The organism is Pseudomonas sp. CFII64, from assembly GCF_000416235.1.
GTDB lineage: Bacteria > Pseudomonadota > Gammaproteobacteria > Pseudomonadales > Pseudomonadaceae > Aquipseudomonas.
Genome location: NZ_ATLO01000035.1, coordinates 141,253 through 165,933, shown reverse-complemented (window position 1 = coordinate 165,933; position 24,681 = coordinate 141,253). Strand labels below are relative to the sequence as shown.

27 protein-coding genes are annotated in these 24,681 nt (G+C 60.8%); 23 read left to right on the top strand and 4 right to left on the bottom strand.

The features are described from left to right. Positions 1-84 precede the first annotated feature (84 nt). Positions 85-1,548 carry a protein adenylyltransferase SelO gene (gene selO, locus CFII64_RS16085; protein WP_020291862.1) on the top strand — a complete coding sequence of 488 codons (1,464 nt, stop codon included), beginning with the start codon at positions 85-87 and terminating at the stop codon, positions 1,546-1,548. Here the strand turns inward: selO and CFII64_RS29045 are convergent. The 3 genes from CFII64_RS29045 to CFII64_RS16070 all read right to left on the bottom strand — a co-directional run bounded on the left by CFII64_RS29045 (position 1,487) and on the right by CFII64_RS16070 (position 3,784). Continuing rightward, positions 1,487-2,401 carry a hypothetical protein gene (locus CFII64_RS29045; RefSeq protein ID WP_156883202.1) on the bottom strand — a complete coding sequence of 305 codons (915 nt, stop codon included), beginning with the start codon at positions 2,399-2,401 and terminating at the stop codon, positions 1,487-1,489. The two genes, selO and CFII64_RS29045, sit on opposite strands and share 62 nt — an antisense overlap. Positions 2,402-2,428: 27 nt before the next feature. Beyond that, complete coding sequence (locus tag CFII64_RS16075) at positions 2,429-3,235, bottom strand: hypothetical protein (RefSeq protein WP_156883200.1); 807 nt, start codon at positions 3,233-3,235, stop codon at positions 2,429-2,431. A gap of 105 nt (positions 3,236-3,340) precedes the next feature. Continuing rightward, positions 3,341-3,784: a hypothetical protein gene (locus CFII64_RS16070; protein ID WP_020291859.1), complete on the bottom strand. Its 444-nt coding sequence runs from the start codon at positions 3,782-3,784 to the stop codon at positions 3,341-3,343. Between the two features lie 432 nt (positions 3,785-4,216). Between CFII64_RS16070 and trxC the strand changes: the two genes are divergently transcribed. Both trxC and CFII64_RS16060 read left to right on the top strand, forming a co-directional pair. Then, positions 4,217-4,651, top strand: coding sequence for a thioredoxin TrxC (gene trxC, locus CFII64_RS16065; protein WP_020291858.1), 435 nt, complete (start codon positions 4,217-4,219; stop codon positions 4,649-4,651). 148 nt (positions 4,652-4,799) lie between these two features. Further along, positions 4,800-5,204 (top strand): PAAR domain-containing protein, encoded by a 405-nt coding sequence (locus CFII64_RS16060; RefSeq protein WP_020291857.1) that lies wholly within the window; start codon positions 4,800-4,802, stop codon positions 5,202-5,204. A 145-nt stretch (positions 5,205-5,349) separates the two neighbouring features. On the opposite strand, the gene CFII64_RS16055 is transcribed toward CFII64_RS16060, so the two are convergent. Beyond that, on the bottom strand, positions 5,350-6,117 hold the full coding sequence (locus tag CFII64_RS16055; RefSeq protein WP_020291856.1) for a ParA family protein: 768 nt from the start codon (positions 6,115-6,117) through the stop codon (positions 5,350-5,352). Positions 6,118-6,381: 264 nt separating this feature from the next. Here CFII64_RS16055 and CFII64_RS16050 point away from each other — a divergent pair, with 264 nt between their 5' ends. The 20 genes from CFII64_RS16050 to CFII64_RS15955 all read left to right on the top strand — a co-directional run bounded on the left by CFII64_RS16050 (position 6,382) and on the right by CFII64_RS15955 (position 24,640). Beyond that, the gene (locus CFII64_RS16050; protein WP_020291855.1) at positions 6,382-7,101 is read left to right on the top strand and encodes a beta-ketoacyl synthase chain length factor; all 720 of its coding nucleotides are present in this window, start codon (positions 6,382-6,384) and stop codon (positions 7,099-7,101) included. Next, positions 7,077-7,883 carry a 1-acyl-sn-glycerol-3-phosphate acyltransferase gene (locus CFII64_RS16045; protein ID WP_020291854.1) on the top strand — a complete coding sequence of 269 codons (807 nt, stop codon included), beginning with the start codon at positions 7,077-7,079 and terminating at the stop codon, positions 7,881-7,883. Before CFII64_RS16050 ends, CFII64_RS16045 begins: the two co-directional genes overlap by 25 nt. Then, positions 7,864-8,124, top strand: a complete 261-nt coding sequence (locus tag CFII64_RS16040) for a phosphopantetheine-binding protein (protein WP_020291853.1) — start codon at positions 7,864-7,866, stop codon at positions 8,122-8,124. Before CFII64_RS16045 ends, CFII64_RS16040 begins: the two co-directional genes overlap by 20 nt. Before the next feature lie 9 nt (positions 8,125-8,133). After that, a complete protein-coding gene (locus CFII64_RS16035; protein ID WP_020291852.1) occupies positions 8,134-8,388 on the top strand; it encodes an acyl carrier protein in 255 nt (84 codons plus the stop codon). Beyond that, the gene (locus CFII64_RS16030; RefSeq protein WP_020291851.1) at positions 8,385-8,945 is read left to right on the top strand and encodes a hypothetical protein; all 561 of its coding nucleotides are present in this window, start codon (positions 8,385-8,387) and stop codon (positions 8,943-8,945) included. Before CFII64_RS16035 ends, CFII64_RS16030 begins: the two co-directional genes overlap by 4 nt. A 5-nt stretch (positions 8,946-8,950) precedes the next feature. After that, entirely contained in the window at positions 8,951-10,645 is a 1,695-nt protein-coding gene (locus CFII64_RS16025; protein ID WP_020291850.1) for an acyl-CoA synthetase family protein, read from the top strand. 119 nt (positions 10,646-10,764) lie between these two features. Beyond that, positions 10,765-11,499 (top strand): glycosyltransferase family 2 protein, encoded by a 735-nt coding sequence (locus tag CFII64_RS16020; protein ID WP_020291849.1) that lies wholly within the window; start codon positions 10,765-10,767, stop codon positions 11,497-11,499. Beyond that, positions 11,496-12,440: a hypothetical protein gene (locus CFII64_RS16015; protein WP_020291848.1), complete on the top strand. Its 945-nt coding sequence runs from the start codon at positions 11,496-11,498 to the stop codon at positions 12,438-12,440. The genes CFII64_RS16020 and CFII64_RS16015 overlap by 4 nt, the downstream gene beginning before the upstream one ends. Beyond that, positions 12,421-13,968 (top strand): histidine ammonia-lyase, encoded by a 1,548-nt coding sequence (gene hutH, locus CFII64_RS16010; protein WP_020291847.1) that lies wholly within the window; start codon positions 12,421-12,423, stop codon positions 13,966-13,968. The genes CFII64_RS16015 and hutH overlap by 20 nt, the downstream gene beginning before the upstream one ends. Continuing rightward, entirely contained in the window at positions 13,958-14,383 is a 426-nt protein-coding gene (locus CFII64_RS16005; RefSeq protein WP_020291846.1) for a thioesterase family protein, read from the top strand. The genes hutH and CFII64_RS16005 overlap by 11 nt, the downstream gene beginning before the upstream one ends. Before the next feature lie 104 nt (positions 14,384-14,487). After that, complete coding sequence (locus CFII64_RS16000) at positions 14,488-15,072, top strand: outer membrane lipoprotein carrier protein LolA (RefSeq protein ID WP_020291845.1); 585 nt, start codon at positions 14,488-14,490, stop codon at positions 15,070-15,072. Then, positions 15,044-17,404 carry an MMPL family transporter gene (locus tag CFII64_RS15995; RefSeq protein WP_044901427.1) on the top strand — a complete coding sequence of 787 codons (2,361 nt, stop codon included), beginning with the start codon at positions 15,044-15,046 and terminating at the stop codon, positions 17,402-17,404. Before CFII64_RS16000 ends, CFII64_RS15995 begins: the two co-directional genes overlap by 29 nt. Then, the gene (locus tag CFII64_RS15990; RefSeq protein ID WP_044901436.1) at positions 17,401-18,573 is read left to right on the top strand and encodes a hypothetical protein; all 1,173 of its coding nucleotides are present in this window, start codon (positions 17,401-17,403) and stop codon (positions 18,571-18,573) included. The genes CFII64_RS15995 and CFII64_RS15990 overlap by 4 nt, the downstream gene beginning before the upstream one ends. Beyond that, the gene (locus tag CFII64_RS15985; RefSeq protein ID WP_044901426.1) at positions 18,560-19,807 is read left to right on the top strand and encodes an NAD(P)/FAD-dependent oxidoreductase; all 1,248 of its coding nucleotides are present in this window, start codon (positions 18,560-18,562) and stop codon (positions 19,805-19,807) included. Before CFII64_RS15990 ends, CFII64_RS15985 begins: the two co-directional genes overlap by 14 nt. After that, positions 19,804-20,538 carry a class I SAM-dependent methyltransferase gene (locus tag CFII64_RS15980; protein ID WP_020291841.1) on the top strand — a complete coding sequence of 245 codons (735 nt, stop codon included), beginning with the start codon at positions 19,804-19,806 and terminating at the stop codon, positions 20,536-20,538. The genes CFII64_RS15985 and CFII64_RS15980 overlap by 4 nt, the downstream gene beginning before the upstream one ends. Beyond that, complete coding sequence (locus tag CFII64_RS15975) at positions 20,535-21,044, top strand: DUF3261 domain-containing protein (RefSeq protein ID WP_020291840.1); 510 nt, start codon at positions 20,535-20,537, stop codon at positions 21,042-21,044. The genes CFII64_RS15980 and CFII64_RS15975 overlap by 4 nt, the downstream gene beginning before the upstream one ends. Beyond that, positions 21,041-22,237 carry a beta-ketoacyl-[acyl-carrier-protein] synthase family protein gene (locus tag CFII64_RS15970; RefSeq protein WP_020291839.1) on the top strand — a complete coding sequence of 399 codons (1,197 nt, stop codon included), beginning with the start codon at positions 21,041-21,043 and terminating at the stop codon, positions 22,235-22,237. The genes CFII64_RS15975 and CFII64_RS15970 overlap by 4 nt, the downstream gene beginning before the upstream one ends. Further along, entirely contained in the window at positions 22,234-22,689 is a 456-nt protein-coding gene (locus CFII64_RS15965) for a hotdog family protein (protein WP_020291838.1), read from the top strand. The genes CFII64_RS15970 and CFII64_RS15965 overlap by 4 nt, the downstream gene beginning before the upstream one ends. Next, positions 22,686-23,414 (top strand): 3-oxoacyl-ACP reductase FabG, encoded by a 729-nt coding sequence (fabG, locus tag CFII64_RS15960; protein ID WP_020291837.1) that lies wholly within the window; start codon positions 22,686-22,688, stop codon positions 23,412-23,414. Before CFII64_RS15965 ends, fabG begins: the two co-directional genes overlap by 4 nt. Continuing rightward, complete coding sequence (locus CFII64_RS15955; RefSeq protein WP_020291836.1) at positions 23,414-24,640, top strand: beta-ketoacyl-ACP synthase; 1,227 nt, start codon at positions 23,414-23,416, stop codon at positions 24,638-24,640. The genes fabG and CFII64_RS15955 overlap by 1 nt, the downstream gene beginning before the upstream one ends. The last annotated feature ends 41 nt before the right edge of the window (positions 24,641-24,681 follow it).

The following is a 24,681-nucleotide window of genomic DNA, read 5'->3' as shown; positions in this document are numbered from 1 at the left end:
GAGCCGGTGCCACGGGTAACCTCGCAACTGGACTCATGACGAATAACCTAGCAAACTAGTCGGACATTCTGCTGGAGATGGCCCTTGAAAGCCCTCGACGAACTGACCTTCGATAACCGCTTTGCCCGTCTGGGCGATGCGTTCTCCACTTCGGTGCTCCCCGAGCCCATCGCCGACCCGCGCCTGGTGGTTGCCAGCGCTGCGGCATTGGCCTTGCTCGATCTCGATCCCGCACAAGCCGAACAGCAGGTGTTCGCCGAAATCTTCAGCGGCCACAAGCTCTGGGCCGACGCTGATCCTCGGGCGATGGTGTATTCGGGGCATCAGTTCGGCTCCTACAACCCGCGCCTGGGCGACGGTCGCGGCCTGCTGCTGGGCGAGGTCTATAACGACGCTGGCGAGCATTGGGACTTGCACCTCAAGGGCGCGGGCCAGACGCCGTATTCGCGCATGGGCGATGGTCGCGCGGTGCTGCGCTCCTCGATCCGCGAATTTCTTGCCTCCGAAGCGCTGCACGCGCTGGGCATTCCCAGCAGCCGCGCCGCCTGCGTGATCGGCTCCAGCACGCCGGTCTGGCGGGAAAAACAGGAACGTGCAGCGATGGTGCTGCGTCTGGCGCCGAGTCATATCCGCTTTGGCAGCTTCGAATATTTTTATTACACCAAGCAGCCGGAACAGCTCAAGGAACTGGGCGAGCACGTGCTGGCCATGCACTTCCCGCAGTGCCTTGAACAGGCCGAACCCTATCTGGCAATGTTCCGGGAAATCGTCGAGCGCAATGCCGAGTTGATCGCCAAGTGGCAGGCTTATGGTTTCTGTCATGGCGTGATGAACACCGACAACATGTCCATTCTGGGCATCACCTTCGACTTCGGGCCGTTCGCGTTTCTTGATGACTTCGACCAGAATTTCATCTGCAACCACTCCGACCACGAAGGCCGCTACTCCTTCAGCAATCAGGTGCCCATCGGCCAATGGAACCTCAGCGCGCTGGCCCAGGCCTTGACGCCGTTCATCAGCGTCGAAGCCTTGCGCGAGACCCTCGGTTTGTTCCTGCCGCTGTACCAGGCGCACTACCTGGACCTGATGCGCCGCCGTCTGGGCCTGACCAGCGCCGAAGAGGCTGACGAACAACTGATCGCTAAACTGCTCAAGCTGATGCAGAACAGCGGTGTGGATTACAGCCTGTTCTTCCGCCGCCTGGGCAACGATCCTGCCGCTCAAGCCCTGGCCTCACTGCGCGACGACTTCGTCGATATCAAAGGCTTCGACGCCTGGGGCGAGGAGTACGCGGCGCGTATTTCGCGAGAAGACAACGGCACCGAGCAACAACGCCAGACCCGGATGCACGCGGTCAACCCGCTGTACATCCTGCGCAACTACCTGGCACAAAAAGCCATCGATGCCGCCGAAGACGGCAACTACGAAGAAGTCCGCCGCTTGCACCAAGTGCTGTGCAACCCCTTCACCGAACAACCCGGCATGGCTAACTACGCGGAACGCCCGCCGGAGTGGGGGAAGCATCTGGAGATAAGTTGCTCGTCTTGACGGCCGATGTTTCAGGGGCGGCAGCGACTGGCGTGTCGGCCTTGGTTCTGGCTTTGGCTGGTGCCTCGACTGTATCGCCGACGTCCCTGACTGGCGGCTGCTCAGGCTTCTTCTCCGGCCGCTGAAGTCCGGCGAGGATTTCGAACAGATTGGGCAGGTGGTCGTCCTGTTTGGGGAGACCGCCGTCGTTTTTGATGTTGTCCAACAAGCGGGTTTCATAACCCTCGTCGTATTGGGCCTGCTCGATGGCGGGCAGGGCTCGGTAATGCTCCAAGACCTCAGTCAGGAACTTGGGATACCTCCCGGTAACACTGGCATCTAAGCTTCCTTGAGCTACGGTCTTGAACCTCCAGTCGGATTCGATCTTTTGCGCATCACCCCACGCCACGCGCCTCTCATTCACGGTATACGGCCCTTTATCGTCATAGGCGATCAGCACCAGCTGTTCCCTCGACAAGCCGGAGAAAGGACTTTTGCCGCCCTCGTCACCCGCGAATCTCTTGGCTAGAAACGCTGTGGCCTGTTGAGCCCGATTGAGCAGGTCAGGATCGTCACTCTTGGGCACTTCGCGATTGTGGACGTCTTTCTTCGCCTCGTAATTATCCACCAGCGCTACCAATATCCTGTCCGCCTCTGTACCCAGCTCACTGCGGTTGAGTGTTTTATCCCGGGTTTCTGCGCGAACCGCACTTTCTCCCAGTTGGCGAGAAAGAGCAGACATGCTGGCTTTGCCTGAGTGTTCATCGGGGACTTTTATCGGTTTTATTGACTTGTTAACCGGGGACGAGCTTTCTACTGCAGATGGAGCTTTAGGAACAACGGACGCAGCTGAACCTTGAATTTGAATGACCATATGCGCACCTCTTAGCAAGTTTTATAACTAGTTACCGGATTCCTTAACCGAAGCTGCAACAGCGTTTGCACCGACGTCGCCAGCCGCCTCCTGATTGCCAAACGTTTTAAGTTTGGCCAGAACTTCGAACAGGGTCAGGAGTTTGAAGTCTTTCGATTTCTCGGCGCTGGGGTCGCTCTCCTCCTTGATTCTGGCCAGCAGACGCGTTTCGTACTCCTCGGGATAGTCGGCCTGCTCGATAAGAGGAAGGGTTTTATAGTGGTTTAGCACTTCGGTGTAGAACCCTGGAGTTCGGCCATCATTCATTGCAGACTCGATATCGGCAGGCCCCCATAAAGTTTTGTTCCATTTAGATTCAAGGCCAACGATTTCATAGTAGGCAGCGTGCCTTTCGTTGATCGTATAGGGTCCATGTTCGTCATGGACGATCAAATTCAGCTGCTCCCTCGACAACTCTGCAAAAGGGTTTTTGAGGCTGCGACCATGCAGATGAAAGCGCGTCACATAATCGGTGGCCTCTCTCGCCCTTTTCAATAAGTCCTGATCATCCGTATCGGGAACTTCGCTGTTATGCACAGGGTCATCGCTCGAAATCTGACCGCGCAGCCGGCGCGCCTCAACTCCGAGTTGCCGCCGGTCCAGCGTCTTGTCCCGCGCCTCGGCGCGCTCGGCACTTGCTGCCAACTGACGAGACAGGGTGGACAGCATTGGAGCTCCCTCGGATTGAGCAGGTGCAATCAACCCTGTTTTACTGGAAGCGACAGCGGCAACAGGAGTAACTTGTGAGGTTGAGGTATTTATAACGCGGGTGCTGCCAGGAATATTATTTATCATGAGCAGGCCTTTACAAGGGACAGGGTAAGAAGTCCGAATAGCCCGCCGGCATGAACAGGTATTTTCCATGGCGGCTGCGGCTATTCAGACTGCATGACGCAAGGCTTATTTCATTGAGAATTCGACTGCCCAATCGTGAGTGGCGAAATCAGTCCCGGTGATCCTTGCTTCGCAGCGCGCGCCACCCGAGGATTGTTCGCTTTTGTTCCACTTCGGTACAGTCCCGCTGCGACTCGGCAACTTGATATAGCTGGTTTTAAACTTGCAGGTTTTAGCGCCCATTTTGTACTGAAATACGACTGTTGTGACATCAGGAGATTGCGCGCCCCTGACGCGATAGACATCAGACTCATGAGCCTGAACTTCAGGCATCGGTTTTGGGTTAGCCTCGGCATAACTATAGGCGCTGCTACCCACCACATCATAAGTTGATTTCGAATCGCTGTTATTCTTGAACGTAATCGTCACCTCGGGCCCTGCCTGAGCATAACCCGCCACAACCAAAGCAACGACACCACCACATAACCTCAATACATTTTTATTTTTCATCTCTGAGTACCTGTCAAATAACAATGAAAAAACGGTACCCACTTTAAAAAGAACTGACAACTACTCGAAAGGATAGGTTTTTGGCAACGCCCTGAATTTACAGGGTGAACGCTGACTAACAATGGTGGATTTTCAGATAAGTACCTAACCGCAGTAAGAGAGGTCCTACAAGAATACAACTAAGTAACTCTCGACCACCCATTTCTAATGGAGCAGGTATTAAGGCCGAACGTGGCCCTATTGGCGAGGGTTGTTGTAGGACCGGCTAGCCGGGAGGGCAGTTGATGGGCGGCTCGCGACTGAAGTCGCTCCTACAGTCGCTCCTACGGCAGGTTCGCGGGCAAGCCGCGCTCCAACGCACTGCATTCACACGCTCCTCAGCGACAACGGACGGTACAATCCGCGTACTGCCACTCAATGTCTGGAGCCGTCATGTCCGAATCGATGATGATCCCCTGCCCGCACTGCAACGGGCTGAACCGTATTCCCGCCGAGCGCCTGGGCGATCAGCCCAAATGCGGGCGCTGCAAGCAACCGGTGCTACTGGGCAAACCATTCAATTTGACTGAAGGCGACTACGCCAGTCAGATCAAGGGCGACCTGCCGCTGCTGGTGGACGTCTGGGCTGAATGGTGCGGGCCGTGCAAGTCGTTTGCGCCGGTCTTCGAGCAGGCGGCCGCCGAGTTGGCCGGGCGTTGTCGGCTGGCCAAGCTGGACAGTGAAGCCAATCAGCAACTTTCCGCACAGCTGGGTATCCGCTCGATTCCCAGCCTGATCCTGTTCAGGAACGGCAAGGAAGTCGCCCGACAAAGCGGCGCGTTCCCGTTGCAGCAGTTGCTCGCCTGGCTGAAAAGCCAAGGGATTTGAGCCTGTAATGAAGGACTGCGCCAAACCTGCTTGTGATGGATTGCTGAATTTGCCGTAGGACTTGTCCTAAACGTAATCCGGACGCCCCTGACACGGCTTTTTCGACCTAGCATTTGCATTCCAGCCAACGTCGAGAGAAGTACAAGCCATGTCATATGTAGTCAGGGAAGGCGATCCAACCACCAGCGGCGGTTTTGTCCTGAGCGCATCCGCCACGGAGTTGATGGAACTGCGACGGTTTGCCCGCATGGGCGATCCGACCTGGTGTTCAGCCTGCGAACGTGTCGGCTACATCGCCGAAGGCAACCCAACCTATATTGATGAATTCGTCGCCGTCGCCACCCACGGGCATCTCGTCAAGTGCGGCTGCAAGCCCGGATCCAACACACTCATCGCGACCCAGGAAGTCATCAAGGCTGATATGGACGCCGCCATTGCCATTCCTGCCGATCTGGCCGAGCAGGCGAAAGCGAACGCCAAGCGGATCAACCGCTCAATCAAGGACGGAACCATCCGCTGCAAGTTGTTTGCGCCACTTCCGGATGTCATTTAGGCGCACCTGGGACAAGTCCCCTCCTACCGGGTTGTGTATTACCCGGTAGGACCGGACTCGTCCGGGAAGGCGGCGGTTCTGCCGGGGAAGATCTTCAACGTTGGCACCGGCCGTTTCGGGGACAGGTCCCTCTTTCCTACCGATTTCACGCCTCAAGCAGCGTATGCAACTCCACAAACTGCTGGGTCAATTTATGCCGTGCATCGAGATAAATCAGCGGGGTACTCGCTTGATGGGATTCACGCATTTTTACCGAAGCATTTAGATACACCGGCAACACCGGCAATCCTTCGGCAATCAGCTCATCGAGAATCTGCTGCGGCAGGCTCGCTCGCGGCTGGAACTGATTGACGATAATCCCCTCCACTTGCAGCGCTTCATTGTGATCCTCTTTCAATTCGTCGATTTCCTTGATCAGGCCATACAGCGCCTGGCGGGAAAAACTGTCGCAATCGAAGGGAATCAGGACGCGATCCGCCGCGATCAGTGCCGAAACTGCGTAGAAGTTAAGCGCTGGCGGCGTATCCAGATAGATACGTTCGTAATCGTCATCCAGCTCGTCGAGCAACTTCCGGAGCTTGTTGATCTTGTGCTTCGCTTCCAGCTTGGGTTGCAGGTCAGCCAACTCGGCAGTGGCAGTGATGACATGCAGGTTGTCGAACGGCGTCTCGTAGATATCGACATGGTTTTTCTTGGCGAAAGGCCCGGAAGACAGGGTGTTCTTGAAAAAATCAGCGATGCCCATAGGGATATCGTTGCCGGTCAGGCCAGTCAGGTACTGGGTCGAATTCGCCTGGGCATCAAGATCGACCAAAAGCGTCCGATAGCCTTGTTGGGCGCTGACCGCAGCCAGGTTGCAGGCAATGCTGGATTTGCCAACCCCGCCTTTCTGATTGAATACCACCCGACGCATGGACGGACCTCCTGGTAGGTTGAAGAAAACCGATGAATGGAACGAGTCTATGCAAAGCGTGTGACAAGGGCGAGCGCTTCACCAAATCAGACGCAGAAACTCGACGAAACCTACACTTCAAATGGATATTTCTTACTTAACAAATTGCTACTCATCACCCCCACCGGGATAATGCCAGCCATTCGGCCGATGTCGCACGCTGGTCGGCAATATCCCTGGCAGTAACGCAGCGAGAAGTAGCCCGCAGGGGCGGGAAGAGAATTTTTGATCACCTTCAACATCGCACAATGGCGCGCCTGGGCCCCTGGCCTCGCGGACGTCGAAAAGTGGCAGCAGTGGAGCCAACAACCGACGCTATTGAAAAGCAGCGATGAGGCGCCGGACGTGTCATTTCTGCCCGCCATGCAGCGTCGCCGCCTCGGGCGTATGGCGCGCATGGCCTTTGCCGTGGGCTGGCCATTGGCCGAAGGGCATGAGCGCCTGCCGCTGGTGTTCGTTTCGCGCCATGGTGAAACGCCTCGCACCTTCGAAATACTCTGCGATGTCGCCACCGAGCAGCCGCTGTCACCCACCCAATTCAGCTTGTCCGTACACAACTCAGTGATTGGCCTGTGGTCGATCATGCGCGGCGAAACCAGCGAAATGACCGCCCTGGCCGCCACCGGCGATGGCCTGGAACACGGCGCATTCGAAGCCGCCGCCTTGCTGGCCGAAGGCGCGCCTGCGGTATTGCTGGTGATTACCGAAGAGCAGCCTCCCGAGGCCTATGCCGACTGGATCGACGACGTGCCGTTTCCTTATGCCGTGGGCCTGCTACTGACGCCCGGCGACGACTGGCAGCTGTCGTTGCAGACCAATACCCAAGCGCTGGGGCGAAGCCCTTGGCCACATGCACTGAATCTGTTGTGCGCCCTCAACAGCGCGCAGACCGCTTGCCAACATCCCTGGAAGAACCGGTTATGGAATTGGCAACGCAACCGCTGAATAGAGGCCGCGACGCCTATTATTGGCGTCTGCTGGCGACCGCGATGTCCTTTGCCCTGTTCGGGGTGGGCGGATTGTGCCTGCGCCTGGTGGTTTTCCCGGTGCTCGGCTGGTTGCCGGGCGATGCGCTGACCCACAGACAACGGGCCAGGCGCACCATCGGCTGGTTATTCTGGCTGTTCATTCGCATCATGGCCCGGCTCGGCGTGCTGACGTATGACGTGCAAGGCGCCGAAAGACTGGGCCGGCCAGGTCAGATGATCATCGCCAACCATCCCTCGCTGATCGATGTGGTGTTCTTGATCGGGCTGGTGCGCGACGCCAATTGCGTGGTCAAGCGCAGCCTGTGGAAAAATCCGTTCACCTGCGGGCCGGTGTGTGCCACCGAGTACATCAGCAACGATGGCAATGTCGACATGCTGGACAACGCCGCAGACGCCCTGCGCACTGGGCAGACGCTGATCATTTTCCCGGAAGGCACCCGCACCCAGCCGGGTCAGGCACCGGAATTCCACCGTGGCGCGGCGTCGATTGCCCTGCGCGGTGCCAGCGTGATCACGCCCGTGGTGATCAAGGTCAGCCCGACAACATTGACCAAGGCCGAGCCCTGGTACCGCATCCCCCAGCGTCGCGTGCATTTCAGCCTGTGCGTCGGACCCGATATAGATCCACAAGCCTTTGCTGCCCTTGGCCCGGCGCCCGTCGCCTCGCGCAAGCTCAACGATTACCTGCATCACTATTTCATCAAGGAGCTCGCCTCAGATGAGCGATCTGCACCGTGACATCAAACAGCTGATCATCGACGCCCTGGGCCTGGAAGACATCAGCACCCACGACATCGGCAACGATCAGATCCTGTTCGGCGAAGGCCTGGGACTGGACTCCGTTGACGCACTGGAACTGGGCCTGGCCATCCAGAAGCGCTACGGCATCAAGATCGACGCCGACGCCAAGGACACCCGCGATCATTTCACCAGCGTGGACAGCCTTGCGGCGTTTGTCATCGCCCGGCAAGTGGCCTGAGGACTGAACATGCAAACCCGTGAAGACATCTTCGAAATCCTGCGCGAGGCGCTGGTTGAGCTGTTCGAACTTGAGCCTGAGCGAGTCAGTCTGCAAGCCAATCTCTATCAGGACCTGGAAATCGACAGCATCGATGCCGTGGACCTGATCGATCACATCAAGCGCAAGACCGGCAAGAAAATTGCCGCCGAAGAATTCAAGGCCGTACGCACCGTCAACGACGTGGTCGAGGCGGTTTACCGTCTGGTCAACGCCGCCGCATGAAGCGGCTGATCGGCGCAGGGCTGCTGCTGGCGGGCGCGGTGTATCCATTTGCCGTTTATTACGGCACCGAACACTTCGCCCCGTGGCAGTTCGCCTTACTGCTCGGCAGCCTGTGGCTAGGGCGTGCGCTGACCTCCGAAAAGCGCCCCGGCAGCCTGATCACGCCGCTGGTCGCCCTTGGTTTTTGCCTGCTTCTGGGCGCGTTCAACAGCCCGCTGTTGCTGCGCTGGTATCCGGTGCTGATCAGCGCCTCGATGCTGGGCCTGTTTGGCTTGAGCCTGATTTATGGCCCACCGATGGTCGAGCGTCTGGCGCGCATGCGTGAAGCGGATCTGCCCGTCGTCGCGGTGCGCTACACGCGCAAGGTCACTGAAGTCTGGTGCTGGTTCTTCCTCGGCAACGGCCTGATGGCTGCGGCCCTGACCCTGTGGGCGCCGCTGTCGTGGTGGACGCTGTACACCGGGCTGATTTCCTACGGGTTGATGGCCTTGCTGTTTGCAGGCGAATGGATAGTCCGCCGGCGCGTGCGCAGCGGCGAACTCAAATGGAACACTTGAACCCCATGAATCCGATCGCCCTCAACTGGATCAAGCCTGAGCAACTGTTGCTCGAACCCCAGGCCGACCGCGAACTGACCCAGGCACCCGCGCTGAACCACGCGCAATTCTGCACCCAGGCCTTGAGCCTCGCCGCTGCATTGCAAGCCCGGGGCATCGAGCGTCTGGCGCTGCACCTGGAAGATGCCGGGGAACTGGCCGTCGCCTTGTTCGGTGCCTGGCGGGCCGGCGTCAGCGTGCTGCTGCCCGCCGACCTGCAAGCGCAGACCCGCGAACGCTGGGCCGACCACGTCGATGGCTGGCTGACCGATCAGCCCGGCGACCTCCATTTGCGCGAGCTGCACGCCGATCCCCTGCCGCCCGCCTTGCTGGATCTGGACCAATGCCGCCTGAGCCTGTGTACCTCCGGCTCCAGCGGCGAACCCAAGCTGATTGAAAAGCGCCTGCGGCAGCTGGCCAACGAGATTCAGGCGCTGGAATCCCTGTGGGGCGCGGAACTGGGTCAGGCCTGCATCATCGGCAGCGTGGCGAGTCAGCATATTTACGGCCTGCTGTTTCGCGTGTTGTGGCCGCTGAGTGCCGGGCGCAGTTTCGTACGCAAACAATTGCCTTTTCCGGAAGACTTGCAGCGCGCCAGTCGCGAACACCCGGCTTTTGCCTGGGTTGCCAGCCCCGCGCTGCTCAAACGCATGGGCGACAACCTCGACTGGCCGGCCTTGAGCGCGGTGCGCCGGGTGTTTTCCTCGGGCGGCGCATTGCCCGGCGAAGCCGCCGCGAGCCTGCATGCACGGCTCGGGCAATGGCCGACGGAAATTCTCGGCAGCTCGGAAACCGGTGGCATTGCCTGGCGTCAGGGCGAAAACCACTGGCAGGCGTTCGACGGCGTGCGGCTGGAGCAGGATGGCGATGGTGCGCTGCTGATCAGTTCAACCTATATGCCACCGGGCCACATCGAACACAGCGCCGATGCCGTGCGCATGAGCGAGGACGGCCGCTTCGAATTGCTGGGTCGTCTGGACCGCATCGTCAAACTCGAAGAAAAGCGCATTTCCCTGCCGCTGCTGGAACAGGCGCTGACCTGCCATGCCTGGGTGAACGAGGCGCGCTTGGGGGTCATTCAGGAGAAACGCGCGTCGCTGGGCGCCTTGGTGGTGCTCAATGCCGCAGGGTTGAACGCATTGCGCAATCAGGGCCGACGCAGCCTGACCCAAACCTTGCGCGAGCATTTGCGCCCGCACTGCGAAGCCATCGCCCTGCCCCGACGCTGGCGTCTGCTGCGGCAATTGCCGCTCAACGCGCAGGGCAAATTGCCTCAGGCGGAGGTGCAGGCGCTGCTGTTGGCACCGCGAGTGCGTCAACCGGAGGTGATGAATCAGCAGATGATCGACGGCGTACTGCATCTGGACCTGCATGTTCCGGCGGACCTTGCCTATTTCAGCGGCCATTTCCCATCTGCGCCGGTGCTGCCTGGCGTGGTTCAGGTGGACTGGGCAATGGCGCTGGGCCAGCGTTTGCTGGATCTGCCGCCGAAATTCGCCGGCATGGAAGTGCTCAAGTTCCAGCAACTGGTCCGCCCAGGCGATGAAATCAGCCTGACCCTGCGCTTCGACGCCGAACGCGGCAAACTCTACTTCACCTATCGCAACAGCGAAGCCGCGTGCTCCAGCGGGCGGATATTGCTGGAGGTGGCGGATGTTTAAGCGCAACAAAACCTGTGGCAGCGAGCTTGCCCGCGAATTGGCCGGTACATCCGAAGCATTATCTGGATCAGGAATATTGTCTTCGCGGGCAAGCCTCGCTCCAACAGGCTGTTCACCTCATGCATAACCCCTGCGCAATCATTCCGGTGTTCGACCATGAACACGCCGTGTCGGCCGTGGTAGCAGCGGTGTTGGCAGCGGGGTTGCCGTGTGTGTTGGTGGATGACGCCAGCAGCCCCGCTTGTGCGGCGGTGTTACGCACGCTGGCGCAAGGCGAGAACGTCCACCTGCTCACGCTGCCCGCCAATCAAGGCAAAGGTGGCGCGGTGATGGCGGGGTTTCGCGAGGCCCAGCGCAGGGGTTTCAGCCACGCACTGCAAGTCGATGCCGACGGCCAGCACGATCTAAGCGACATCGCGCTGTTCATCGAACATTCCCGGCAACAGCCGAATGCAGTGATCTGCGGCTACCCGCAATACGATGCCAGCGTGCCCAAAGGCCGGCTGTACGCCCGTTACCTGACGCACTTCTGGGTCTGGGTGAACACGCTTTCACTGCAGATCAAGGATTCCATGTGCGGCTTCCGGATTTACCCGCTGCAGCCCGTGGTGCAGCTGATCGATACGGTGCAGATCGGCAAACGCATGGATTTCGACTCGGACATTCTGGTGCGTCTGGCGTGGCGCAATCTGCCGATGCAGTGGTTGCCCGTCAACGTGCATTACCCACAGGACGGCGTGTCGCACTTCCGCATGTTTCACGACAATGTGCTGATCACGAAAATGCACACCCGATTGTTCTTTGGCATGCTCGCGCGTTTCCCGTTGATTCTCTGGCGACGGTGGCTGCCATGAGCAATCAGCAGTCGGATAAACACTGGGCCGATCACGAAGAACGCGGCAGTTTCATGCTCATGCAGCTCACCGCCTGGGCCGCCAAGCGTCTGGGTCGACGGGTATTGAGCCCGTTGCTGTACGGCATTGTCCTGTACTTTTTTCTGTTTGGTCGTCAGGCGCGCAAAAGCGCCTGGGAATACCAGCGGCGGCTGGCCCAATGGAGCGCGCGACCGGAATTGCTGCCGACCCAACGCCGGGTGTTCGGCCAGTTCATGGCGTTTGCCGACTCGTTGCTGGACAAGCTCGACGTGTGGAACGGCAAGTTGCGCCTGGAACAGATCGATATCGTCGACCCCGCCGGTTTACGCACCCAATTGCGCGGTCAGCGCGGGCAGATGCTGGTGGGCGCGCACCTGGGCAACCTTGAAGTCTGCCGCGCGCTGGCCGAGCTGGGCGAAAAAGTCACCATGAACGTGTTGGTCCACACCAAGCACGCCGAACGTTTCAATCGCTTGCTGGGCGAAGCCGGGGCCACTCACTTGCGGCTGATTCAGGTCAGCGAGCTGAACCCGATGATCATGCTCCAATTGAGCGAGCGTCTGGATCGCGGCGAATGGCTGGCGATTGCCGGTGATCGCGTCGCGCTGCATGGCGGGCGTAATGCCAAGGTGGATTTCCTCGGCGGCACCGCTGCGTTTCCTCAAGGCCCATGGCTGCTGGCCGGGCTGCTGAAATGCCCGATCCATCTGATTTTCTGCCTCAAGGGCGCGAACGGCTATCGGGTGATTCTCGAACCGTTCGCCGATGCCATCGAATGGCGGCGCAGCGATCGCCAGCAAGTGATCGGCCAATGGGCGCAGCGTTACGCCGACCGCCTCAGCCACTATTGCCTGCAAGCCCCGCAACAATGGTTCAATTTCTATCCTTTCTGGAAGTCCGATGACGAATCAAGTTCCTGAGCCGGTTACCTTCGGCGAACGTGCATTGCAGATTGAAGACGTGCTGGCCCTGGCCAATCGCCAAGTGCCCACCACCCTGCAAAGTGACAGCGCCTTTCGCCAGCGCATCGCCAAGGGCGCGCAGTTTCTCGATTCGCTGCTGGACAAGGAAGGCGTGATTTACGGCGTGACCACCGGTTATGGCGATTCCTGCGTGGTGGCCGTGCCGCTGCATCATGTGGAAGCCTTGCCGCGTCATCTGTACACCTTTCATGGCTGCGGCCTGGGCAAACTGCTGGATGCGCAAGCCACTCGCGCGGTACTTGCGGCGCGTTTGCAATCGTTGTGTCAGGGGGTTTCCGGGGTGCGTGTCGAGTTGCTGGAACGCTTGCAGGCGTTTCTCGATCAGGACGTGCTGCCGCTGATTCCGGAAGAAGGTTCGGTGGGCGCCAGTGGTGATCTGACGCCGCTGTCGTATGTCGCCGCGACGCTGTCCGGCGAGCGCGAAGTCATGTTCCGTGGCGAGCGCCGCCAGGCCAGCGACGTGCATCGCGAGTTGGGTTGGGAGCCTTTGGTGCTGCGCCCCAAGGAAGCCCTGGCGCTGATGAACGGCACGGCGGTCATGACCGGTCTGGCTTGCCTGGCCTTCGCCCGCGCCGATTACCTGCTGCAACTGGCAACCCGGATTACCGCGCTGAACGTCGTGGCGTTGCAGGGCAATCCCGAGCATTTCGACGAGCGTTTGTTTGCCGCCAAACCGCATCCGGGGCAGATGCAAGTCGCCGCCTGGTTGCGCAAGGACCTGGCCATCGACGCACCCACTGCGCCGTTGCATCGTCTGCAGGATCGCTATTCCCTGCGTTGCGCGCCCCATGTATTGGGCGTTCTGGCTGACAGCCTGAACTGGCTGCGCTCGTTCATCGAGATCGAACTCAACAGTGCCAACGACAACCCGATCATCGACGCCGAAGCCGAGCGCGTGCTGCACGGCGGGCATTTCTACGGCGGGCACATCGCTTTCGCCATGGACAGCCTGAAAAATCTGGTCGCCAACGTTGCAGATCTGCTGGATCGCCAGCTCGCGCTGTTGGTCGACGAACGCTACAACCACGGCTTGCCAAGCAACCTGTCCGGCGCGACTGCCGAGCGGGCGATGCTCAATCACGGCTTCAAGGCGGTGCAGATCGGCACCAGCGCCTGGACTGCGGAAGCTCTGAAAAACACCATGCCGGCCAGCGTGTTTTCCCGCTCCACCGAATGCCACAACCAGGACAAAGTGAGCATGGGCACCATCGCCGCCCGTGACGCGATTCGTGTGCTGGAATTGACCGAACAAGTCGCCGCCGCCACCTTGATCGCCGCCAATCAGGGCGTCTGGCTGCGCAGCAAGGCCGCCGATGCCCGCCCGCTGCCACCCGCGTTGGCCGCCATGCACGAACAGTTGGCGCAAGATTTCCCGCCGGTCATCGAAGACCGCGCGCTGGAAGGCGAACTGCGTCTGTGCCTGCAACGTATCGCTGATTGCCACTGGAGGTTGCATGCGCAGTAAAGGCGTCATTCATGCGGACACCGAGTTCGTCGTGCCGTTTTTCGACATCGACATGATGAACGTCGTCTGGCACGGCCATTACGTGAAATACCTGGAAGTGGCGCGCTGTGCGTTGCTCGACCACATCGGCCACAACTACACGCAGATGCTCGCTTCGGGCTACGGCTGGCCGGTGATCGATCTGCAATTGCGCTACGTGCGCGGCGCAACCTTCGGCCAGCGGCTGATCGTGCGCGCCAGCCTCGTGGAATGGGAAAGCCGCTTGAAGATCAATTACCTGATCAGCGACGCCGAAACCGGCGAACGCATGACCCGCGCCAGTTCTATTCAGGTCGCCGTGCATATCGAAAGCCGCGAGATGCAGCTGGCTTCGCCGAAAGTGTTTACCGATGCTGTTGAAAGGGTTTTGTCATGAAAAGTCAGCAGCCATATTACTTGTGGGAGCGAGCTTGCTCGCGAAAGCGATGGACCAGCCTCACTGGCCTCTTCGCGAGCAAGCTCGCTCCCACGGTATTCAGCATGCTGGCCCTGCTCTGCCTGTCGCCCCTGGCGAACGCCTTCGACCTGCAACAGCTGAGCGAGCAACTGGCCAAACCGGTGGTGGTGCGCGGCGGTTTCATTCAGGAAAAACACCTGCGCGCGCTGCCCCAGCCGTTGGTGAGCAAGGGCAAGTTCGTGCTGGCCAAGGAGTTCGGCCTGCTGTGGCTGCTGGATACGCCGCTCAAGCAGGATTACCGGATCACCCCGGCGGGCATTGCCCGACGTGAAACCGGTAGCACTACCGGCTGGCAAATGCTTCCAACCAAGAGCGCCGGCGCTGAACAGAATCGCTTGTTCCTCGCCGTTTTACAGGGCGACAGCAGCGGTTTGCAGCGCGATTTCGAGCTGCAACTCAAGGGCGATGCAAGTGCATGGCAATTGACCCTGATCCCGCGTTCGCTGTTGCTCCAGCAAGTGTTCAAGCAGATCAATATCGACGGCGGCCCGTTGGTGCAGCGCATCGAACTGCTGGAAACCCAGGGTGACAGCACCCTGTTGAAGATGCTCGACAGCCAGAGCGTGCCAGCCTTGAGCGATGCGGAGCGTCACGACTTTGCCGACTGAACGCTTGTTGCCCCGGTTTTTCCTGATCATCCTGCTGGCGGTTCTGGCCCTGGCGGGCTGGCAATGGCGCGACGGTGCGCCGTTGTCCGCCAACCTCATGGAACTGGTGCCGGGCACCAGTCCGGATGCCCTGGAACTGTGCGCCGAACAGCGCATGCAGGAACCGCTCAATCGGGAAATGCTGGTGCTGGTCGGCCATGCTGATCGCCAGCAAGCCATCGAACTGGCGAAACGCCTGAGCGAGCAATGGCAAGCCAGCGGCCTGTTCGAAAAGGTGCAATGGAGCCTGCAAGCCGACCTGCCCGCGTTGCGCACGCAATTGCTGCAAGGCCGACTGGCCATGCTGCCCGCGCTGGAACGTGCGCAATTGATCGAGCACCCCCAGGCGTTCATTCAGCAGCGCGTGCAAAGCCTGTTTGATCCGTTCACCGGCTTCAGTCTGGTGCCGAGCCAGGCTGACTGGCTGGGGCTGACCGGTCGCATTCAGAACGGCATGCCGCAACACGGCTCGGTGCAGCCCGACATTGGCAGCGGCGCATTGATTGCGACCGCCGACGGCCAAAGCTGGGTGTTATTGCGCGCCCGGACCCAAGGCAACGCCTTCGACATGCAGTTGCCGCTGCAAGTCGCCGATCTGGTCAGCAACGCCCGGCAACAGGCGGCGCAGGCCAACGGCCAGTTACTTGCCGCCAGCGGTTTGCTGTATGCCGCCGATGGTCAGCGTCAGGCCAGCCGCGAGATCACTTGGGTCGGCGGCGGCGCGACGGTGGGGATTCTGTTGCTGCTGTTACTGGCATTCCGCCGCTGGCGCGTGTTGCTGGCGTTCGTCCCGGTGCTGGTCGGCATGCTGTTCGGTGCCGTGGCCTGCGTGGCGCTGTTCGGCCACATGCATGTCATGACGCTGGTGCTCGGCTCCAGCCTGATCGGCGTGGCCGTGGATTACCCGCTGCATTACCTGTCGAAAAGCTGGAGCCTCAAGCCTTGGCGCAGCTGGCCGGCGTTGCGCCTGACGCTGCCGGGCCTGACGTTGAGTCTGGCCACCAGTTGCATCGGCTATCTGGCGCTGGCCTGGACGCCATTCCCGGCGCTGACCCAGATCGCCGTGTTCTCGGCGGCGGGCTTGATCGGCGCGTACCTGACCGCCGTTTGCCTGCTGCCCGCCTTGCTCAACAACGTCGAGTTGCGCCCGGCGCAATGGCCGCTGCACCTGGCAGAACACATGCTGGCCTGCCGCGAAGCGTTGCTGCGACGGGTTTGCACGCCAGTTCTCCTGGCGCTGCTGCTGGCCTTCTGCGCGGGCGGGCTGTGGCAATTGACCACCAAGAACGACATTCGCCAATGGGTTGCCGCTCCGCAATCATTAACCGACGAAGCCCAGGCCATCGCGCGCATCACCGGTTTCCAGCCCACCAGCCAGTTTTTCCTGGTGCGCGGCAAGGATCAGCAGCAATTGCTCGAACGCCAGACGGCGCTGAGTCAGCGGCTTGATCAACTGGTGAGCATGGAAAAACTGCAAGGCTATATGTCGCTCAATCAACTGGTCGCAGCACCTTCCGATCAGGACGCAACCCGCCGCGCGCTGGGTCAACTGGCCAGCCAGTGGCAGCCGCTGGTTGATCTTGGCGTACCGGCTGCGGCCTTGCAGACCGAATTGACGCGCCTGCAAGCGCTGCCCAATGCCGATATCGAAACGGTATTGGCCGGACCACTCGGCGAACCCTGGCGCACCCTTTGGCTGGGTGCAACCGACGATGGCGTCGCCGGGCTGGTCAGCCTGCAAGGCTTGAATAATCCGGCGCTGCTGCGCGTGCAGGCGCAGGATCTTGAAGGCGTGCAACTGGTGGATCGCCTGGGCGAACTGAATACTGTGTTTGCCGCGACACAAATCAGCGCCGCCGAACTCAAACTGCTGTCCTGCGTATTGATCGTCTTGTTGCTGATCCTGCCTTTCGGGCTCGGCGGCGCGTTGCGCATTGTCGCGTTGCCGCTGCTGGCGGCGCTGTGCAGTCTGGCGAGCCTTGGCTGGCTCGGTCAGCCATTGACGCTGTTCAGCCTGTTCGGCCTGTTGCTGGTGACGGCGATCAGCGTCGACTACGCGATTCTGATGCGCGAGCAGATCGGCGGCGCGGCGGTCAGTCTGTTGGGCACCTTGCTTGCAGCGGTCACGACCTGGCTGTCGTTTGGCCTGCTGGCGGTGTCCGGCACGCCGGCCATCAGCAACTTTGGTTTGTCGGTCAGCCTCGGCCTGGCGTTCAGCTTCATGCTCGCACCATGGGCCGCGAACCGCGCCGGGCACGCGCCTGCGGCCAGCGCAACCGAGTCGGCCTCATGATGATCCTGTTGTTCTGGCTGATGGCCTTGATCCTGTTCGCGCTGGCGACGCGCCTGGGTCGACAGTTTGGCCTGATTCCCATCGTCAGCCAGTTGCTGCTGGCCACTTTCGGTCTGCCGCTGTTGATGCTGTTCTGGATCGAGCCGGCCTGGCAGTTGAGCGGCGCGCAACTGGTGGCGCCGGTCTGGCTGAAAACCCTGTACGGCCTGAGTTTCGCCATGGTGCTGGGGCATATCCTCAGCGACGTGATCGAATTAAAGATGGATCGCCAGAGCCTGAAAATCGCCCTGCCGAGTTTCGGTGTGCCGTTTATTGCCGGGCTGGCCTGCGCGGTCTGGTTGCTGCCGGAACAAGCCTGGCTCAGTTCGCTGGCCATCGGCCTGGTGTTCGCCATTACGGCGATTCCGGTGCTGTACCTGTATCTGCGGCACATCGACTACCCGCCCGCCGCGACCCGGCGTCTGGTGCAAACCGCGATTTTGATCGATCTGACCTGCTGGAGCCTGTTCGCCCTCGCCCAGGGCAGCCTGAATTTGACCAGCCTGCTGCTGCCGTTGCTCGGCGCCTGCGTGCCGCTGCTGTTGCGCCTGCTGCAACTGCGCCAGCCGCTGATTTACAGCGTGACGTTCTTTGCCCTGCTGGTGGTGGCTGAACACTACAAGCTCAACGCGCTGATTTTCGGCATCGGCTACTTGCTGTGCATGGCGCGGCTCAAACAGGCCTGGGTGCCGCCGCTTGATCCGCAACTGTTCAAGCGTCTGCAAAACAATCTGGCCATTCCGTTGATCCTGACGTTCGGCATCGTGCAGATCAATGTCCACAGCGCCATGTCCAGCCTGAGCTGGCTGCAACTGGGCGCGCTGATCCTGCTGCCCATCGCCAGCAAACTGCTGGGCAACTGGCTGGGGCTGCGTTGGGCGCCGGTCTCGTTTGCCGGTGCCAGCCGTTGGCGGGAAAGCCTGCTGCTGAATATTCGCGGTTTGAGTGAAATCGTTTTCCTCAATCTGCTGCTGCAACAACAGCTCATCAGTCCGGCGCTGTACTTCGCGCTGATGGTGATGGGCCTGATCGCAACCTTGCTGCCCGCTCTGGCTGGCATGGGTCGTGTGCCGTTGCGAACCCCCTTGAATACTGCTGAACAAGTAAGGAAATCTTGTGCCAATAACTGATATGGAACGTCGCACGGTCGTCGTCATCGGCGCGGGCCCTTCCGGAGCTATCGCTGCGGCATTGCTCAAGCGCAATGGACACGATGTGCTGATTATCGAACGCCAGCAGTTTCCGCGTTTTTCCATTGGCGAAAGCCTGCTTGCCCATTGCCTGGATTTCGTCGAGGAAGCGGGCATGCTCGAGGCGGTGCAGGCGGCGGGCTTCCAGAAGAAGAACGGCGCGGCGTTTGCCTGGGGCGAGCGTTACAGCGCCTTTGATTTCAGCGAAACCTTCGGCAACGGCAAGCCATCGACCTTCCAGGTGCTGCGCGGCGATTTCGACAAGCTGCTGGCTGATCAGGCCGAACTGCAAGGCGTCGAGATCCGCTATCAGCAGGAAATCATCGCTGCTGATTTCAGCAACGCCGAACCGATCCTGCGCGCCCGTCGCGAAGACGGCAGCGAATACAGCGTGCAAGCAAAATTCGTCCTCGATGCCAGCGGGTATGGCCGCGTCTTGCCGCGCTTGCTTGACCTTGAAGCGCCGTCGAACTTCCCGGTGCGCCAGGCGGTGTTCACCCATGTGGAAGATCACATCGACAGCACGCGCTTTGACCGGGAAAAAATCCTCGTCAGCATTCACCCCGAGCACCGCGACGTGTGGTTCTGGTCGATCCCGTTCAGCAACGGCCGCTGCTCGGTGGGCGTGGTCGCGGCGGCCGAGCGTTTCGCCGACAAACCCAAGGATCTCGACGCCTGCCTGCGGGCGTTCATTGACGAAACCCCGAACCTCAAAGGCCTGTTCAAGGATGCCGTGTGGGATACCCCGGCGCGGACCATCGGCGGTTATTCGGCCAACGTCAAAACCCTGCACGGGCCCGGTTTCGCGCTGCTGGGCAATGCCGCGGAATTCCTCGACCCGGTGTTTTCGTCCGGCGTGACCATCGCCATGCGCTCGGCAAGCATGGCGGCCGCCTCGCTGCATCGCCAGTTGCAAGGCGAAACGGTGGACTGGGAAGCCGAATTCGCCGTGCCGCTCAAACGCGGCGTCGACGCGTTCCGGGCGTATGTCGAAGGCTGGTACACCGGCATATTTCAGGACGTGATTTTTTACGCAGGCGGCACCCCGGAAATCCGCCGCATGATCTGCTCGATCCTCGCCGGTTATGCCTGGGACGAGCGCAACCCGTTCGTCACCGAACCCAAGCGGCGTCTGCGCATGCTGGCTGAAGTCTGCGGCGGCATGGAGCCATGAGCGGGCCGTTCCTGAGTGATAGCTACGTGGAGGAAACCCGCTTCGGCCTGTGGTTTCTGCGCAGCTACACCTGGCAACACCGCGTATTGCGGGTGGCCATCGACGATCTGCGCGGCCTGTTCGACAGCGCGCCGCCGAGTCAGCCGGTGTTGCTGGATGCCGGTTGCGGCCAGGGCAAGTCGTTCGAACATCTGTGCCGGACTTTCGCGCCGTCGCGCCTGTTGGCCGTGGACGCCGATCCGCAAAGCCTGACCACCAGCCGCGCCGAAGCCCGGCAACTGGGCATCAATATCGAGTTGATCGGCAGCGACTGCGCCGCGTTGCAAGTGCCGGACGCCAGCGTTGACCTGTTGTTCTGTCACCAGACTTTTCACCATCTGGTGGAGCAGGAACAAGCCCTCGCCGAGTTCTATCGCGTATTGAAACCGGGTGGGTATCTGCTGTTTGCCGAGTCCACCGAAGCCTATATCGATACCTGGGTGATTCGCTGGCTGTTCCGCCACCCGATGCACGTGCAGAAAAGTGCCGGGCAATATTTGCAGATGCTGCGCGATCAGGGCTTCGAGTTCGGCGCGCAGAATGTGTCGTACCCTTATTTGTGGTGGAGCCGCGCCAAGGATTTCGGCCTGCTCGAACGCCTGAAGCTGCGCCAGCCCGCTCCGGTTGGCCAGCGCGAAGAAACCCTGGTCAATGTGGTGGCCCGCAAACCTTTGAACGGTGCACCCCAATGATCCGCGCGCTGTTGTTTGCCTGCGTCCTGCTGCTGAGTGCTTGCGCCAGCCAGACGCCGCTGCCGAAGGCCATGCCGCATCTGCAGTTGCCGATACAATTGCACGTGCAGCGTCAGCAGGGCGAGCAGCGTCAGGACTGGTTGCTGGTGATTCAGCAGGAATCGGCCGGGCTGCGCTGGTCGTTGATGGACCCGCTGGGCATTCCGCTGGCGCGGCAATTGTTGATCGACGGCCAATGGCAGGCCGATGGCTTGTTGCCACCCAACGCTGAAGCCCGGGAGCTGTTCGCCGCCTTGCTGTTTGCCCTGACCCCCGACACCGAATTGCGCGACGCGTACCCGACGGCGCGACGTCAGGGTTTGCGGCGCAGCCTCGATGACCGCTGGGGTGTCGAATACCGCACGGCTGACGTCTTTACCCTTGGGCTGAGGTCTGGCTCCGAGACTAATGACCAAAGCACGCTGGTCTTCCGCATTAGCCCGTTGAACACCGAGACCGCTCCATGACTGCCTACCTCAACGCACTGGGCCTGATTTGCGCCCTGGGCAACGACCGCGAAGAAGTCGCCCGTCGGCTGTTTGCCGGGGACGCCAGCGGCATGCGCAGCGAAAGCGGCTGGGTGCCCGAGCGCGTGCTACCGGTGGGCGCGGTCAAATCCGGGTTGCCGACGATTCCCGCGCATCTGGCCTCGCACAGCAGTCGAAATAACCAATTGTTACTGGCGGCCGCGCTGCAAATCGAAGGCGAGATTCGCCAGGCTATCGAGAGTCACGGCCCCGAACGTATCGGCGTGATTCTCGGCACCAGCACCTCGGGTATCGACGAAGCCAGCGCCAGCATTGCCGCCTGGCTGCGCGACCGGCAATTCCCCGCCAGCTACGACTATCAACAACAGGAGCTCAGCGCCCCGGCCAACTTTCTTGCCGAATGGCTGCAATTGAGCGGTCCGGCCTACGTGATTTCCACCGCCTGCACGTCCAGCGCCCGCGCCCTGCTCAGTGCCCGCCGCGCGTTGGATCAAGGCCTGTGCGATGCGGTTCTGTGTGGCGGCGTGGACAGCCTGTGCAAGCTGACCCTGAACGGGTTTTCGGCCCTGGAAGCGATGTCGACCCAGCGCTGCAACCCGTTCTCGCGCAATCGCGACGGGATCAACATTGGCGAAGCCGCTGTGTTGTTTCTGATGACCCGCGAAAGCAACGGCGAACATGCCATCGCCCTGCTCGGCGCCGGGGCCAGTTGCGATGCGCATCATATTTCCGCACCGGAACCCACCGGGCGCGGCGCTCGCCAGGCCATGCAGCAAGCGCTGGATAACGCCGGGCTCAAGGCGCAGGACATCGACTACCTGAATCTGCACGGCACCGCGACGCCGCTCAATGACGCCATGGAAAGCCTCGCGGTTAACGCGATTTTTCCCGAAGGCGTGCCGTGCTCCTCGACCAAACCGCTCACCGGCCATACGCTGGGCGCAGCGGGCGCACTGGAAGCGGCGTTCTGCTGGTTGAGCCTGGCGCCCGAGAACAGCGAGCATGCCGTGCCGCCACAATTATGGGATGGCGAAGCCGATTCGCAATTGCCGGCGCTGCGCTGGACCGCACCCGGCGCACGCCTGGCGCTCAGTAACCGGCGCTGCCTGATGAGCAATTCGTTCGCCTTCGGCGGCAACAATATCAGCCTGATTATCGGAGATGCCCCTTGAAGCAATGGCCCCTCGCCGAGCTGATCCCCCATGCTGGCGACATGATTCTTATCGACGAAATCCTCAGTTTTGATGAGGAACAGATTCAGACGCGCCTCACCGTGCGCCCCGGTGGCCTGTTCAACCGCGAAGACGGCAGCATTCCGGCATGGGTCGGCATCGAACTGATGGCGCAAAGTGTCGCGGCTTACGCGGGCTATCGCGCGCGAACCCGAGGCGAAAACGTCGAACTCGGCTTCCTGCTTGGCAGCCGCAAATTCGAGTGCAACGTTGATTGCTTTCCCGCTGGCAGCGAACTGATCATCCACGCCCTGCGCTCCCTGCAGGACGAGAGCGGCATGGGTATTTTCGAATGCCGCATGACCGGCCCGGACATCGAAGCGTTCGCCCGCCTGAACGTGTATTGCCCGCCGCAACCTACGAAGTACCTGGCTGAAGGAGCCGCAACATGACTGACTCGATACTGGTCACCGGCTCCAGCCGTGGCATCGGCCGCGCCATCGCCTTGCGTCTGGCCCAAGCGGGTTTCGACCTGATCCTGCATTGCCGCAACGGGCGCAGCGAAGCCGAAGCGGTGCAGGCCGAAATCCTTGCGCTGGGGCGTCAGGCGCGCATCCTGCAATTCGATGTGTCCGACCGCGCCAGCTGCAAAGCCCTTCTTGAAGCCGACGTGGAAACCCACGGCGCGTACTACGGCGTGGTGCTCAATGCAGGCCTGACCCGCGACGGCGCATTCCCGGCGCTGACCGATGACGATTGGGACCAAGTGCTGCGCACCAATCTGGATGGTTTCTATAACGTTCTGCATCCGGTGATGATGCCGATGATCCGCCGTCGCGCAGCTGGGCGTATTGTGTGCATTACCTCGGTGTCGGGGTTGATCGGCAATCGCGGCCAGGTCAATTACAGCGCGTCCAAGGCCGGCATCATCGGGGCCGCCAAAGCGCTGGCCATCGAACTGGGCAAGCGCAAGATCACCGTCAATTGCGTCGCGCCGGGTTTGATCGACACCGCCATGCTCGACGAAAACGTGCCAGTGGATGAACTGATGAAGATGATCCCGGCCCAGCGTATGGGCACCCCGGAAGAAGTCGCCGGTGCCGTGAATTTCCTGATGTCGGCCGAAGCGTCGTACATCACTCGCCAGGTATTGGCCGTCAATGGAGGCCTGTGCTGATGAAACGCGTCGTCGTCACCGGCATGGCCGGCATCACTTCCCTGGGCAGCGACTGGGCCAGCATCGAAGCCCACTTCAACGCCAATCGCAGCGGCATTCGGCGCATGAACGAGTGGGACCGTTTCACCGAACTCAACACTCGCCTTGCCGGGCCCATCGATGACTTCGTGGTGCCGACGCACTGGACCCGCAAGCAACTGCGCAGCATGGGCCGGGTTTCACGGCTTGCCGTGGGCGCGTCGGAACAGGCATTGATCGGCGCCGGGCTGTTGAACGACCCGATCATTCGTGACGGGCGCATGGGCACCGCGTGCGGTTCGTCCACCGGCAGCACCGACGAGATCAAGGCGTTCGGCAATATGCTGCTCAACTCGGTCGCCGAAGGTTTGAACGCCAATTCCTACGTGCGCATGATGCCGCACACCACGGCGGCGAATATCAGCATCTTCTTCGGCCTGACCGGGCGTTTGATCCCGACGTCGAGCGCCTGCACCAGCGGCAGCCAGGGCATCGGTTACGCCTATGAATCGATCAAGTTCGGCCGTTTGCCGTTGATGCTGGCGGGCGGTGCTGAAGAGCTGTGTCCGACCGAGGCCATGGTCTTCGACGCGCTGTACGCCACCAGCCTGAAAAACGACGCGCCGCAGACCAGCCCGCGCCCTTACGACGCCAGCCGTGACGGCCTGGTGATCGGCGAAGGCGCCGGCATGCTGGTCCTCGAGGAACTGGAACATGCGTTGGCGCGCGGGGCGCATATCCACGCCGAACTGGTCGGCTTCGGCAGCAACGCCGACGGCGCCCACAGCACCCGGCCAGAGCAACTCACCATGCGCCGCGCCATGGAGCTGGCCCTGGAAGACGCCAACCTGCCGCCCGAAGCCATCGGCTACGTCAACGGCCACGGCACCGCGACCGAACAAGGCGACATCGCCGAAACCCTGGCCACCAGCAGCCTGTTCGGCCCACGCATGCCGATCAGCTCGCAGAAAAGCTTCCTCGGTCACACCCTCGGCGCCTGCGGCGCGCTGGAATCCTGGTTCTGCATCGAAATGCTCAACCGTGATCGCTACATCCACACCATGAACCTCGACCAGATCGACCCCCAATGCGGCGAACTCGACTACCTGCGCGGCGAACCCCGGGTCATGAGCCATGAATACGTGATGAACAACAACTTCGCGTTTGGCGGGGTGAACACCTCGTTGATCTTCAAGCGGTGGCGGTGATCTAGCGAGCGAGCAGCAGGATTGTGGAAGGGGATTTATCC